The organism is uncultured Marinobacter sp., assembly GCF_963974375.1.
Lineage (GTDB): Bacteria > Pseudomonadota > Gammaproteobacteria > Pseudomonadales > Oleiphilaceae > Marinobacter.
The window spans coordinates 1-13,552 of sequence record NZ_CAXBDN010000104.1 but is presented as its reverse complement, the minus strand read 5'-3'; the positions used below and the strand labels follow the sequence as shown (position 1 = coordinate 13,552).

Annotated in this window: 15 protein-coding genes; 6 read left to right on the top strand and 9 right to left on the bottom strand. The window is 58.3% G+C overall.

The window, feature by feature from the left end:
* Positions 1-65: 65 nt before the first annotated feature.
* Genes AAC035_RS10570 through AAC035_RS10535 form a run of 8 tightly spaced genes read right to left on the bottom strand, consistent with a single transcriptional unit; the run spans position 66 to position 7,071 of the window.
* Complete coding sequence (locus AAC035_RS10570) at positions 66-845, bottom strand: hypothetical protein (protein ID WP_339803641.1); 780 nt, start codon at positions 843-845, stop codon at positions 66-68.
* A complete protein-coding gene (locus tag AAC035_RS10565; RefSeq protein ID WP_339803638.1) occupies positions 842-1,372 on the bottom strand; it encodes a DUF2878 domain-containing protein in 531 nt (176 codons plus the stop codon). Before AAC035_RS10565 ends, AAC035_RS10570 begins: the two co-directional genes overlap by 4 nt.
* Positions 1,369-2,661: a cyclopropane-fatty-acyl-phospholipid synthase family protein gene (locus AAC035_RS10560; RefSeq protein WP_339803635.1), complete on the bottom strand. Its 1,293-nt coding sequence runs from the start codon at positions 2,659-2,661 to the stop codon at positions 1,369-1,371. The genes AAC035_RS10565 and AAC035_RS10560 overlap by 4 nt, the downstream gene beginning before the upstream one ends.
* Entirely contained in the window at positions 2,649-3,557 is a 909-nt protein-coding gene (locus tag AAC035_RS10555; RefSeq protein WP_339803647.1) for a DUF1365 domain-containing protein, read from the bottom strand. The genes AAC035_RS10560 and AAC035_RS10555 overlap by 13 nt, the downstream gene beginning before the upstream one ends.
* 38 nt (positions 3,558-3,595) lie before the next feature.
* Positions 3,596-4,861, bottom strand: a complete 1,266-nt coding sequence (locus AAC035_RS10550; protein WP_339803633.1) for an FAD-dependent oxidoreductase — start codon at positions 4,859-4,861, stop codon at positions 3,596-3,598.
* A gap of 7 nt (positions 4,862-4,868) precedes the next feature.
* Positions 4,869-5,654, bottom strand: a complete 786-nt coding sequence (locus AAC035_RS10545; protein ID WP_339803630.1) for an SDR family NAD(P)-dependent oxidoreductase — start codon at positions 5,652-5,654, stop codon at positions 4,869-4,871.
* Positions 5,651-6,118 (bottom strand): nuclear transport factor 2 family protein, encoded by a 468-nt coding sequence (locus AAC035_RS10540; RefSeq protein WP_339803625.1) that lies wholly within the window; start codon positions 6,116-6,118, stop codon positions 5,651-5,653. The genes AAC035_RS10545 and AAC035_RS10540 overlap by 4 nt, the downstream gene beginning before the upstream one ends.
* Entirely contained in the window at positions 6,115-7,071 is a 957-nt protein-coding gene (locus AAC035_RS10535; RefSeq protein ID WP_339803622.1) for an acyl-CoA desaturase, read from the bottom strand. Before AAC035_RS10535 ends, AAC035_RS10540 begins: the two co-directional genes overlap by 4 nt.
* Before the next feature lie 104 nt (positions 7,072-7,175).
* Between AAC035_RS10535 and AAC035_RS10530 the strand changes: the two genes are divergently transcribed.
* Positions 7,176-8,243, top strand: a complete 1,068-nt coding sequence (locus AAC035_RS10530; RefSeq protein WP_339803619.1) for an FAD-dependent oxidoreductase — start codon at positions 7,176-7,178, stop codon at positions 8,241-8,243.
* Here the strand turns inward: AAC035_RS10530 and AAC035_RS10525 are convergent.
* Complete coding sequence (locus AAC035_RS10525; protein WP_339803616.1) at positions 8,240-9,703, bottom strand: phosphohydrolase; 1,464 nt, start codon at positions 9,701-9,703, stop codon at positions 8,240-8,242. The genes AAC035_RS10530 and AAC035_RS10525 overlap by 4 nt on opposite strands.
* 100 nt (positions 9,704-9,803) lie before the next feature.
* On the opposite strand from AAC035_RS10525, the gene AAC035_RS10520 reads away from it, so the two are divergent.
* The 5 genes from AAC035_RS10520 to AAC035_RS10500 all read left to right on the top strand — a co-directional run.
* Positions 9,804-11,042: a SpoIIE family protein phosphatase gene (locus AAC035_RS10520; protein ID WP_339803613.1), complete on the top strand. Its 1,239-nt coding sequence runs from the start codon at positions 9,804-9,806 to the stop codon at positions 11,040-11,042.
* 57 nt (positions 11,043-11,099) lie between these two features.
* Entirely contained in the window at positions 11,100-11,591 is a 492-nt protein-coding gene (locus tag AAC035_RS10515) for an STAS domain-containing protein (RefSeq protein WP_339803643.1), read from the top strand.
* Positions 11,592-11,663: 72 nt separating this feature from the next.
* Positions 11,664-12,764 (top strand): NAD(P)H-dependent glycerol-3-phosphate dehydrogenase, encoded by a 1,101-nt coding sequence (locus AAC035_RS10510; protein WP_339803610.1) that lies wholly within the window; start codon positions 11,664-11,666, stop codon positions 12,762-12,764.
* Complete coding sequence (sixA, locus tag AAC035_RS10505; protein WP_339803608.1) at positions 12,765-13,217, top strand: phosphohistidine phosphatase SixA; 453 nt, start codon at positions 12,765-12,767, stop codon at positions 13,215-13,217.
* A gap of 113 nt (positions 13,218-13,330) precedes the next feature.
* On the top strand, positions 13,331-13,552 hold a 222-nt coding region (locus tag AAC035_RS10500; protein WP_339803605.1), incomplete at its 3' end, for a DUF1285 domain-containing protein.

The following is a 13,552-nucleotide window of genomic DNA, read 5'->3' as shown; positions in this document are numbered from 1 at the left end:
AGGGGCAGTCTACCACATCGTTGTCGGCCGCCAAGGGGAGCAGCGCCGGGCGCCTGCCATTGAACTCAGGGCAGCAGCGGGCAGCCCGGGTTGTTGTCACCCTGATACAGAATGGTAACCGTGTAGTTCTGGTCGGCGTTCTCCCGGATATTGCCAAGGCCCGAATAGTGGCTGAGAAACCCGCTGTCGTTGTAGCCCAGGTAGATCGGGTCCACCAGCAATCTCAGCATCAGCCCTGAAGGCCGGATGCGAAATACATGATCCGCCCGGATCTCACGATTTGTTGCGGGCTCTGCCACAAAACCGTAATGCTCACCCCGGGTCGGTGCCAGGAAGCGGAAGCTGACGCTGTCACCGGCTGTGAGCGCCGACCAGTTCTGTCGAATAAAATGGTCGAAACCGGTGTCTGCCACCAGGGAGTCTTCGATATCGACCGTCCAGGTGGAAGGGGAGTTCTCACCCTGTTGCCACTCAATATCGACCGTGTCTTCGCCGGCCGGAGTGATGCTCAGAATTTCCTGGTGTTGCGGCTGGCGGAAGTCCACGCCGGGGCGCAGCAGGCTGCCGGAATAGCGGAGTGTTTTGGTGGCAAAGGTTTCGTTGTTCCCGGCATCCTTGTAGGCGACCGTTTGCTCCTGGGGTCGCCAGGCTCCGTCACGGCACTCACCGGTGACCTCGTGAAATTCCCGGTAAATCAGGTTATCGGCCGTATCATAGGCCTTGCCTTCGAACCGGAAGGTCTCGTTGGCCAGAGCCGGCGCCTGTAGAACAAGGGCCGCAGCGAAGCCGATCACACTGGCAGTGAAGGGACCTGTGGCCGCCCGCAGGGCGTTCAAGTGACTCATTCAAGGGTCTCCGCAAAAAAGCGCCGTTGCAACAGCAGAAGCAATGGAAAAACCAGCATCCATCCGATTGCCAGGGCAAGCAGGCTGATGCCTCCCTGCTCAAGCCCGATAGCGCCGAGGCGGCTTGCGGCCCAGTAAGCGAACGGACCCGAGAGGGGCGCAAGCAGCCAGGGTAACCAGGGCTTCTGGTGCATCCAGGCGAGGGAATGACCAAGGGTTGTCAGAAACATGGCCCAGACCGCCATCAGCCAGTAGGGCGTCCACAGGCTGCCGGACTGGTCGGTGAGAATGCCGGTCTGAAACCAGAGGCCATCAAGCAGGCTGCCAATCACTGTGCCAACCACAATGAAGCGTAATTCCGCTTGCCACGCCCGGCTGACCAGACTCAGGTGAAAGGCGACCAGGGCAACGGCCAGTGTCGTGGAAGCAACCCCGGGCCAGGTCACCAGCGCAAGCCAGCCGAGCTGGAACAGCACAAAATTCACCAGTTTGCCGGCACCGGTACCGGTCAGCGCGAGGGTCGTCATGGCGTCAGCAGGCTGTCGCGTTTGTTGTGAGGTTTCGCCAGAAGCAGCTGGTTTACCCCTATAGCCCGCTCACTGAAACCGGCCTCGCAGTAGGCAAAATAGAAATGCCAGAGGCGACGGAAGGCCTGGTCGTAGCCCCGCTGATCAAGCTCACTGGCGCTGGCCATAAAGCGATCGCACCAGTCTTTCAGGGTGCGGCCGTAGTGGAATCCGTAATCTTCTGTGTGGGTCAGTACCAGATCCGATTCCTTGCGAACGGAATCCAGAATGGCGCCGAAGGAAGGAATGAAACTGCCCGGGAAGATAAAACGCTGGATAAAGTCGACGTTCTTCAGGGCTCGCTGATAACGCTGCTCCGGCATGGTAATGGCCTGCACCAGGGCCAGACCATCGGGTTTCAGAAGCCGGCTGATCTGACTGATGTAGCTGTCCAGAAACTGGGGGCCCACGGCTTCGATCATTTCGATGGACACCAGTTTGTCGAACTGGCCTTCCAGGTCGCGGTAATCATCGAACAGCAGGGTGATGCGGTCTTCCAGTCCGGCGGCTTTTACCCGCTCCCGGGCCAGTTCCAGCTGTTCTTTCGAAATGGTCGTGGTGGTGACATGGCAGCCGTAATGCCGGGCGGCATGAATGGCAAAGCCGCCCCAGCCGGTGCCTATTTCCATCACCCGGTCATCGGGCCCCAGGTCCAGTTTGCGGCAGATCAGATCGAGCTTGTGCACCGCGGCCTGTTCCAGCGAAGCCTCCGGAGTGGGATACACCGCCGAGGAGTACATCAGGGTCGGATCGAGAAAGGTTTCGAACAGGTCGTTGCCGAGATCGTAGTGGGCCGAGATGTTTTTCCGGGAGCCTTCCCGGGTATTCCGGTTGACCCAGTGGAGCGCCTTGAGCGTGGGTTTGGTGACCCAGGCAAAACGGTCTTCAAAAGCATTCATCCGGTCAACGTTACGGGTAAAGAACCGCAACAGGGCGGTCAGGTCCGGGCTACTCCAGTCGCCGGCCACCCAGGACTCAGCGGCACCGACACTGCCGCCGGTCAGCAGATCACGCCAGGCACTGTGATCGTGAATGTCGAGCCGGGCTAAGGGCCACTGCTCGTCGCCGTCGCCGAAAACCTGTTCGGAATAGCCGGACTCCCGCACGATCAGCTGGCCATAGCCCAGCTCAGCGAGCTGACGACACACCAGACGCCTTGCCAGGGCGCTGATACCGGAAGGCGCTGCTGCCGTGGCTGTTGCGGGGCGCGTGCTGGCAGACTCTTGAGTACTGGTATTCAGGTTCTCCATGAACTGACCCTCTTGCCGGCAGTGGCGGCTGTGTTCAATGTTGTTGGCTGCGCATTATCCCGGTAACCCTGGTCGCTCTGACCCAGCTGAAAGTGGGGGTCGCTGGAGTCAAGTTTGTCCGGATGGGTATAGAACGGTGCGCCTTTCAGCTTCAGCCTGAGGGCGTGCCAGTAAATACCGGCCACCACTTTCAGCGACTCCACAGGGAACTGCCGCAGGCTGCGATGGAGTGTTTTACGATTGAGAGGGGTGCGCTGGACCACCAGAGTGGCATCAAAAACCTTTCTTTTCCCGGCCTGGTCCGCGGTGTCGGTATTCATGTGAATACGCAGATCCTGGTCCCTGAAACTGAAAGTCCAGCGGTAGTGCTGGTTCATCGGGTTGAATGGTGAAACATGGAAGCGTTTGCTGAATTCGAAATGCTGACTGTGCCAGCCGGCCTCGGTGGTCACCCCGGTATCACACTCAAGGCAGTACAGGTGCCGGTCGTGCCAGGGGGTATTGGTGATCTGGGCCAGAATGACCGCCGGGATGGCACCGTCTGCCGCTTTCTCGCCAGCCCGGTAACAGAAATAGAAGCTTACCGGGTTGAATACATACCCCAGATACCTGGGATGGGTGATCAGCTCGATAGCGCCATCCGGACGCCAGCCTGTGGCAGCCAGTACCCGGTTCTGGACCGCCTCGCGGAGTGAAGGCGTGGCCGGGTCAAGGTAGTCACTGCGTCGCAGCGACATCCAGTTGAAGCGCTCCACCGATACCCATGGGCTTAACGATCCGAAGCGGCTGAATTCGTCGACATCCAGCGCCAGCATGCCGGTGTGGTATTCAAAACCGTGGGCAACCGGCGACCTGCGGCGATGACGTACAGAACCTTCCAGCCACTGGCTGTTCAGCGGGGGTTGCGACTGTTTATGGCTGTCTGCATTGCTACTCATAGACCGATACCGAAGGCTTCCGTTACGCGCAGGGCACTGCGCACGCCGTCTTCGTGAAAGCCGTTGAACCAATAGGCTCCGCAGAAATGACTGCGGTTACGATTACCAATATCCTGGTAGCGCTGCTGGGCGGCGACGGCCGGCAGGCTGAACACCGGGTGACTATAGCTGTAGCGTTCAATGATTCGCTCCGGGTCGATATCCCGGGTCCGGTTCAGGGTCACGCAGAGGGTTTCCGGGGCTTCCTGGAAATTCTGCAGAATGTTCATGTTATAACTCACCGACACAGGCTCGTCGGGTTGGCGCGGAATGAAGTAATTCCAGGCGGCCCAGGCCCGCCGGTTGGATGGCAGCACGGAGGCATCGGTGTGCAACACCACGTCGTTGTCCTGATAGGGAATCGCCGCCAGTACCTCGACTTCATCGGGAGTAGGGTCTGCCAGCATCGCCAGGGCCTGATCGCTGTGACAGGCGAACACCACCTGGTCGAAACGCAGGGCGTCACCATTGACTGTCAGGGTGACGCCGTCTTCATCACGCTCTACCCGGTCAACCGGGCTGTTGAGGAAGGTGTGATCACCCAGGCGCTCCATCATCCTGTCCACGTAACGGGCAGAGCCGCCGCTGATGACCCGCCAGGTGGGCCGGTCATCCACCGACAGCATGCCGTGGTTGTTGAAGAACTGCAGGAAGAAACGAATCGGGAATTGTTCGAGGACAATTTCCGGCGCCGACCAGATGGCGGACCCCATGGGCACAATGTAGTAGCTACGGAAATAGCGGGAATAGCCTTTGCGGTCCAGGTAACTGCCGAGGGTCTCGCTGTCGTCCAGCACACCCGCCGCAAGATCGGCGCGGGTTTCCTTGTTGAACCGCAGTATCTCTCTGATCATCCGCAAAAACGGCAGGTTCAGCAGATTCCGGCGCTGGGCGAACAGGGTATCAAGGCTGGTGCCGTTGTATTGCAGGCCGTTGGCTGGTGAATCAACGCTGAAACTCATACTGCTGACTTCGGTAGCAACACCGAGGCGGTCCATCAATTTGATGAAGTTCGGGTAGGTCCAGTCGTTGAACACAATAAAACCGGTGTTCACCGGCCACTCGCGCCCGCCGAGAGTGACCGGGCGGGTGTTGGTGTGGCCCCCGGCGTAATTTCCTGCTTCAAACAGTGACACATCGTGGTGCTCGGCCAGAAGCCAGGCGGCGGTGAGGCCGGATACGCCGGCGCCAATGACGGCAATCCGCTGGCGGGTGTTGCTCATTCGGTGTTTATCCTCGGGAAGATTTCTTGGACATGCTGGCTGCCATGCGGTCGATCAGACCCTGGGGGAGATTTCCCAGCAGCCGCAGAGTCCAGGTGAAACGTTTCGGAAACTCGATATCCTTCTTGCCCTGCTGCAGACCGCGCACGGTGCGCTCAGCCGCGGTCTCGGCATCGATCAGGAATGGCATCGGAAAGTCGTTGCGATCAGTCAGCGGTGTTTTTACGAATCCGGGCGATACCACAATGACCTCAATGCCTTCCGCCGCCAGATCGGCCCGCAGGGAGTGCGCCAGGTAGGTCAGCGCGGCTTTGGAGGCGCCATATCCTTCTGCCCGGCCGAACGGAAACCACCAGGCGGAGGAACTGACAATCACCAGTGCCGCCGGCAGTCCCTGCGCCCGGGTCTTGCGTAACAGGGGCAGTACCATTTCGATACTGCGGGCCGTCCCCAGGACATTGGTTTCGATGTTCGCAGCTATGGTATCGGCACTGAACTGATCTACATCAATGTACTCGCAGGTACCAGCATTCAATATGGCAAGCTGAAGCGGACGGCCGCCATTCAGCAGGTTGCTGACCTGTTGCAGGTCTTCAGTGCGGGTGGTGTCCGCCGGTGCGACCTGGACCTGCTCAGGATTCATGGACGCGATGGCGGCCAGGGGCTCACGCCGGCGGCCACTGATCACCAGGTGATGACCATCCTGGACCAGACGGCGGGCGATGGCTTCGCCAATACCGCTGCCGGCGCCGGTCAGCCAGATCTGCGTGGGCTGGTCAAGCAGACGACTCACGATGCGTAGTCCCGGACCCAGCGCACAACCCGGCCCAGTACCGGCAGGTTTTCGTACAGCATCTGGCCTGCGTCCATATAATCACGGTGCTCGGTCACCCGGCCCTGAGCGATGTGCAAACGGCTGATACCATCAACGGTCAGCGGCTTGCCGCCCCTGAGTTTGGGATGGCGCAGGGTCATGACCCAGGGGATGCAGGCGTCATTTTCACTGACCAGCAGATCACCGAATTCGAATTCACAAGAAATGACATTGGTGTACAGTTTTTCAAAGTGCCGGGTAAGATTGTCGAGACCCTCGACCCGGCCAAACGGGTCAATGAAGACCGCATCCTGGCTGTAGACCTCTGCCAGATTGCCGATATTGCCGGACTTCATCGCGTTGAACATCCGCTTGAAGCGCTCGGCGGTAGCAGCAACCGTTTCGTTCTGGTGGATGTCAGTGGCAGTAATAACGGCTTTCATGAACGGGTCCTCCGTTGCTGATCAAGGCGAAGGGTTTCCTGCCGGACAGTTTCCGGAACAGGCTTGAGATCGTGAATGATATGAAGCTTTGACAGTACCCACAGACCATAGTAGGTGATGTCGATTTCATACCAGCGGAAACCCTGACGAGCCGATTGAGGCCAGCGGTGGTGGTTGTTGTGCCAACCCTCACCAAAGGTCACCAGCGCCAGCCAGAAGTTATTGCGGCTATTGTCCGGCGTATCGAACCGGCGGGAGCCCCAGACGTGCGACAGGGAGTTGATCGAAACGGTGGCATGAAACAGCACCACGGTTGAAACAAAGAAGCCCCAGACCAGCATTTGCGGACCGTTGGTGCCCAGTCCGGGGGCCCAGGCCGCCAGAGCCTCACCCAGGCCGAAGATGCCGGCAGCGGCGAGGGCTGGCACCAGAGCGTCGAAACGGTTAATAAACCGGAGTTCCGGGAACCGCATCCAGTCCTTGACCCGACGCTCATTGGTTATGAAGCCGGCATCACAGGTAAACCAGCCGGCGTGTGACCACCAGAAACCGCCATGGTGCGGCGAGTGAAGATCCTCTGCCTGGTCCGAATGCTGGTGATGATGACGATGGTGTGCCGCCCACCAGAGCGGACCCCGCTGGGCTGCGCTGGCACCCAGAACCGCAAACACAAATTGCCAGAAGCGGTTGGTCTTGAAGGTCTTGTGGGAAAAATAGCGATGATAGAAGCCGGTGATGGCGAACATCCGGACGGCAAAGAATGCCGCTGCAAAACCGACAGCAAAAGTGCTGTATCCGGTAAAAAATACCAGCAGGCAGGCCGCATGCAGCAGTATGAAAGGAAGAACTCTGAGAGCATTGAATGTGCGAGAACTGATGTCAAGCTGATCCGAACCGGCTTCCGAATCGAACCATCTCAGGATGTTCGTCAGCCAGTGATGAACTCTGGTCATGCATTAATACCTGTAACTAATGAGAGTCTGAGACTGCAGTAAACCCTGCATCAACGATTGCTGTTATTACGTAAACCCTTACCTGATTGGATGCACTGTAAATCATGTTTAATGTTTCCGTCACAGAATCCGACAAGAATCCGGATCAAAGAAACGCCCTCGGTCGGGTTGCCATCATTGGTGCCGGTATTGCTGGTCTCACGGTAGCCCGCAAGCTGCAGCTGCTGGAAACAGATTGCACCCTGTTTGAGAAAAGCCGGGGGCCGGGCGGGCGGATGTCCTCCAAACGGATTCCGGACAGCTCCGCTGACATTGGTGCCCAGTACTTCACGGTACGCAATCCGGCCTTTGGTCGCTTTCTGAATCAGCACGCCGGAGAGGACAGCTACGGACTCTGGCGGGGACAGTTTCGCTTTCAGGGCGCAGACAATGTCTGGCAGGACATGCGGCCAGCCGAGCGTTATGTTGGAACCCCCCGGATGACCGCCATCACCCGGGCCCTGTCGGAAGGGCTGGACCTGAAGGCCGGTGTGCGCATTGCCAGCCTGAGCCGGGAAGAAAGCGAGTCCGGCAATGGCTGGCTGCTGACCGACACGGAAGGTAACAGTCAGGGCTTTTTCAATACGGTGTTGGTCACTGCGCCCCCCGCCCAGACCAGGGAACTGCTCGATGCCAGCGGGCTGGAACGCTTGTCCGGCGACCTGAGCATCGAGATCAGCCGGATGCAGGCGTGCTGGACGGTGGTTGTCCATTTTCCCGAGGGCGCGGCGGCCGGGGCGGATGCCTTCATGCCCAACAGCCGGATACTGCACTGGGCTGCCAATAATTCCAGCAAGCCCGGTCGAAACGACAAGGGTGAATGGTGGGTACTTCACAGCGATCCCGACTGGTCAGACGAGCACACCGAAACGGCGCCGGAAGACGTGATCGCGACCATGCTGGCGGAATTCCGGGAAACCTGCGGCGTTACCGCAGGCCATGGCGAAATTGTTCATCACCGCTGGCTGTACGCCCGTCCCAGGGCCCGGACCGGTCCGGGCCATCTCTGGTTTGCAGAGCAGGGTATCGCCATTGCCGGAGACTGGCTCGAAGGTGGTCGCGTCGAAGGTGCATTCAACAGCGCTGACAGCCTGGTGCAGCGCTGGCAGTCTGAGCGGGTTCTGGGCCGCTAGCGGCCCAGTCCCGCCGGTTGGCGGTAGAAATGGGTGATGGTGCCGTCACCGAACTTGCTGAAGAACGCACTGACATCGGTGATCTGGCGCAGCGACCGGCGGCGGGTCACCGGGTCTTTCTGAAGTACCTTGATACCATCAAAGCTTTCCGCGATGCGTGAGAACCGCGCCTTCATTGTGCAGGTGACTACGTCCTTGCGGTCCAGCCCCAGTTGCTGGGCCAGCCAGTCACTGCGCTCGGTAATTTCCTGTGGCGACAGATCCTCACGGGTGTCGAGGTGGCTCAGCTTGACCCGGTCGACAATGCACCGGGAATAGCTGACCGGACGGCGTCGGGCAAGGCGGCGAAAGGCCTCCCAGAAAAAACTGTCGGTCAGATCGGCGAAGTGGGTCATGTCGCTCAGGCAGGTGTCGACCCAGTCAAACACCTCGGGGTCGTCCAGGGCTTCGTTAATGGCCTCCCGCAACAGCCAGTCAAATCCGAGGGCGGTTTTGTGGGCGTAGACCTTGCGGTACATCTGATAGCGGCTGTAGACAAAATCTTCCAGTGCTCCCAGCCCTTTCTGGGTGATGGCCAGCCCGAGCCAGGGCGTTTTGACGTCCCAGCCGAAGCGCAGGTTGCTCAACAGGTGGTCCAGATTGAACCCGCCGATGGTGACGGAAGAATGGAAGCCATCCCTCAGCATGTAATCGGCGCGGTCGGCGTCAATCTCGCCGGAGACAATGGACGACAGCATGTTCATGACCAGCGCCGGAATGTCATCGCGATGGATGGCACCGGATTCGGCATCCTCTCCGGCGATAAATTCCCAGAAGGTGAGGGCATGGCGACAGAAGGATTCGCTGGGCGTCACTTCCGTGGTTTCCATGATGCCCATAACGTCCTGAATACACAGGCCTGCGTCCTGCAGGTCGATCTGGGTGAGAATTTCATGGGCAACCCGCACCGAATAGTGCTCGTGCTCAAGTTCAGCCGGCGGTTCCCGGAAGTAATCACGGTAGTCCGCGCCTGCCCACAGTTTTTCAAACCGCCCCGGTTGCGCCATCAGATCGTGAATCTTGCGGGCCTGGGTAAACTGATGGGAAAAACTGGAGTGGCCGCTGTCATGAAGCAGACAGCCGAGACGAATGGTTTTAGCCAGATAATCAATGGCATCCAGCTGGCTGAGGCTCAGGTCTACCTGCTCACTCAGCTGCCGTTCCCGCAGATAGGCATCGATCATGGTGCGGAACATGCGACCGCCAACGTGCATGACTCCCACGCTGTGCAGGAAGCGGGAATGGGTGGCACCGGGGAAGACCAGGGAGAGAATATCGTTCTGGCAGATATTGCGCAGGCGCTGGAACAGGGGGTGATCAATGACCTTGATCTCGTGCCGGTACAGCGGGATTCCGCCATGAACCGGATCCATAATCAGCTTGTCATAAGCTCCAAGCAGATCGTTTACCGCCTTGCGCATTTACCAAACCTCACAGGAAACATCATTGATCACTTGTTATATCACACCACCGTGCCAGAATACCGGTAAATAGATGACATTAAACAGGTAAGGCTGAACCATGGCAGCGCGCACCGAGCGCATACTTATTATCGACCCGGACGAACGTGCAAGGGCCGACCTTGACCGGTATCTGGTGTCCCGGGGGTTTTACGTTCATGGTTACGCGGATATTGGCTCCGCCCGGTCACTGTTCGATGATCAGCCCCCGGACCTGATCTTTGCCGACCTGCCGCCAGAAGCCATCAACGACCTCACCACCCGTCTGAGTCTGGAAGGCAGCTTTATTCCCCTGGTTGCCTACTCGGATGTGACTACCGCGTCTGAAGTCATCTCGGCGCTGCGGGCTGGGGCCGCTGACTTTGTGCTTAAACCCTGCACCGAAATGGGATCGCTGGAAGATGTGCTCGGCCGGTTGTTTGACCGGGTGCGGGTGAATCGTCTGAACCAGCTCTACCGGCGCGAGCTGGAAGAAGCCAATAATGACTTGCGGGAAGGTATATCCGAGCTGAGGGCTGACCAGCGGGCGGGCCGCAAGGTGCAGTTGAAAATGCTTCCCGATCATCTGCAGAGTATCAACGGTCTGGCGGTGGATCACCTGATCAAGCCATCTCTCTACCTCAGCGGTGACTTTCTCGACTACTTCAAGATCAGTGACGACCAGACCCTGGTGTATATCGCCGATGTTTCCGGTCACGGCGCAAGCTCGGCATTCGTCACGGTGCTGCTGAAAAATCTGACCAACCGCCTGCAACGCAACCTGCGGCGCGGTTCCAGTGACGACATTCTTTATCCGGAACGTTTCCTGCAGCGCATCAACTCGGAATTGCTGGATACCGGTCTTGGCAAGCACGTCACCGTATTTGTGGGCATTATCTGCCGCAGTACCCGCACCATGAAGTACGCCGTGGGTGCCCATTTTCCAATGCCGCTTATTTCTTTCATGGGTGGTGAGACCTGGTTTCTGGAAGGTTCCGGATTGCCGGTCGGATTGTTTGAAGACCCGGAATGGGAAATATACGAAGTTCCACTGACGGCACCTTTTCATCTGTTTTTGTTTTCTGACGGTATACTTGAAGTGATAAAGGCAAAAAACCTTGATGAAAAGGAACAACAGCTACTTGAACTCGTGTCGGGAGGTCGTCACACTATCGCATCGCTGAATGAGGCTCTGAATCTCGACGAGATCACAGAGTTACCAGACGATATCGCTATTGTGTCGGTAACTGATGTGCCGTTAGCCGGTGCTACTGAAACAGACGCACCTGCGACGGATGCCGGAAAACCGGCGGGTGCCTGATCAAAGCGTCAAGCTTTGAGGGCGTTTCCGTTTTGTCGAATGACTGGCAGTAAAATGATGGCTGGCTACAAGATTTTACAGGCTGAGAATCAGGGTATTTATCTCCTGAAGTTCATTGGGGAGATCCGTCTCAATCTGTGCTCGACGCTGGATAACCTGGTGGAATCCATTACCCAGGACCCTGCGTTCAAGACGGTGGTGATCGACCTTACGGAAACCGAGGTCATCGACAGCACGACACTGGGGCTGTTGGCGAAAATTGCCATGGCGGCCAGGAAACAGAGTCATTTTCTGCCTACACTGATCTCGACCAATCCGGACATCACCCGAATAGTCACTTCCATGGGATTTGACCGGATTTTTATCATCGTTCGGGAGCCGGCCTCCCGTATCGAACAGCTTGAGGAGATTCCGGTCCTTCGTGCCAGTGAGCAGGAAGTCCGGGATAAGGTACTGGACGCCCACCGGGTGCTGATGGGGCTGAACAGCCGGAACCGTGAAGAGTTTCGTAACCTGGTCCGAGCACTGGAGTGCGAGGATTCAGCCTGACGCCAGAAATCTGCCTCGTAAAGGGGCCCTCTGGCAGAGCCCCCATCCCCGGTGGATCAGCACGGATTCACTATGCCTGATCAGAAACGGCCCGACAGCGGCCAGCCGGAAACGGCAAATAACCCTTTGAAAACCGAATCTCCGGCACACCATGTTACGGTGCTTGGTGGTGGCAGTTTCGGTACCGCCATGGCCAAGGTGTTGGCCGAAAATGGCCATACTGTTCACTTCTGGATGCGCAACGAGAGCCTGGTTGAGGAAATCCGCGACCAGAAAACCAACTCCCGTTATATGCCCGGTATACCCCTGGAAGGCGATGTTCGCCCCACCACCAACTTCGCAGAGGCCGTCGCCAATGCGGAAATCGTCTTCGTGGCAATTCCCAGCAAATCCTTCCGTGATGTCATTCGAGCTCATGCCAGTGACTTCCGCCCCGGCCAGATTGTCATCAGTCTGACCAAGGGTATTGAGCGGGAAGGCTTCAAACTGATGAGCGAAATTCTTCAGGAGGAGCTGCCCCGCACCCGGATCGGTGTGTTGAGTGGTCCCAACCTGGCGGCGGAAATCGTCGACCGTGAACTGACCGCCACGGTGATTGCCGCCAAAGATCCGGAAGTGCGTCGCACGGTGCAGGATCTTCTGGGCTGTAAATATCTTAGAGTTTACGCGAATGTTGACGTCTATGGCGTTGAATTGGCAGGAGCTTTAAAGAATATCTACGCCATTGTTGCAGGCATGGCTGCTGCACTTGATCTTGGCGAGAATGCCCGCGCCATGCTGATTACCCGCAGTCTCGCCGAAATGAGCCGCTTTGCGGTCAGTCTCGGTGCCAACCCGATGACGTTCATGGGGCTGGCAGGAATAGGCGACCTGGTGGTCACCTGTACATCCTCCAAAAGCCGTAATTACCGGGTGGGTTATGCGGTGGGCAAGGGCCAGCCGCTGGATGAGGCTGCCGCCGAACTGGGGCAGGTGGCTGAAGGTGTTCATACCCTGTTGCTGGTGAAGGAAAAGGCAGAGGATGTCGGCATCTATATGCCATTGGTGAAAGGTCTTTATGACATTCTTTATGGTGGTGCCTCGATCCGGGCGGTCATAGGCGGGTTGATGACGGCGGTTCAGAACTCGGATGTCGAGTTCATCCTGCCGCGGACCCTGACAGGACAGATCTGAATGTACCTGTTAATCATGCGTCATGGTGAGGCTGGCTGGCACAGTCTGGACCAGCAGCGGGAACTGACGGAGGCCGGCCGCGAACAGACCGGGCTGGTTGCTCACCAGATCGCGGCGTCGCCCTGGCGTCCGGACCTGATTTGGGTCAGCCCGCTGGTCCGGGCCAGGCAAACCGCCGCCATCGTGGCGGGCATTCTCAACTGTCCGGTGGAAGAGAAACCGTTCATCACTCCGGACGACGACCCCGGGGTCTGTCTGGACGCCTTGCTGGAGCTGGAGCCCGGAAAGCGGCTCATGCTGGTTTCCCACATGCCTTTTGTCGGATCACTGGCGACGCTGCTGGTGGACGGTCACCGGCGTGGTATTCCCTTTATGACCAGCCAGGCCATTCTGCTGGACATGCCGGTGACGGGGCCTGGCTGTGCCGACCTGAAGGCCCAGTTTCTTCCCTGAGCGGACGCAAGGAAGCATTGGGGTCATTCCCTGCACCGGACATCCGGAACCGGTGGCGCCATCGTAACTACTTCCTATACTTCTATCTATCAGCGGTTCCCAGGAGGTTGAGTGTGAGCAAAGATCCGAAACGCATTGCCGAGCAGGTCACATCTGCTGCCGGCAGCAACAAGCCACCCCTCGATCAGTGGCATCCGGAGTTGTCCGGAGACATCGACATCCGGATCTCCCGTGATGGTGAATGGTTGTACAAGGGTGAGCCCCTGAAGCGGGAAGCGATCGTGCGCCTGTTCTCGACCATTCTCCGCCGCCCCCGCCACTGGTTGCTGCGCCCA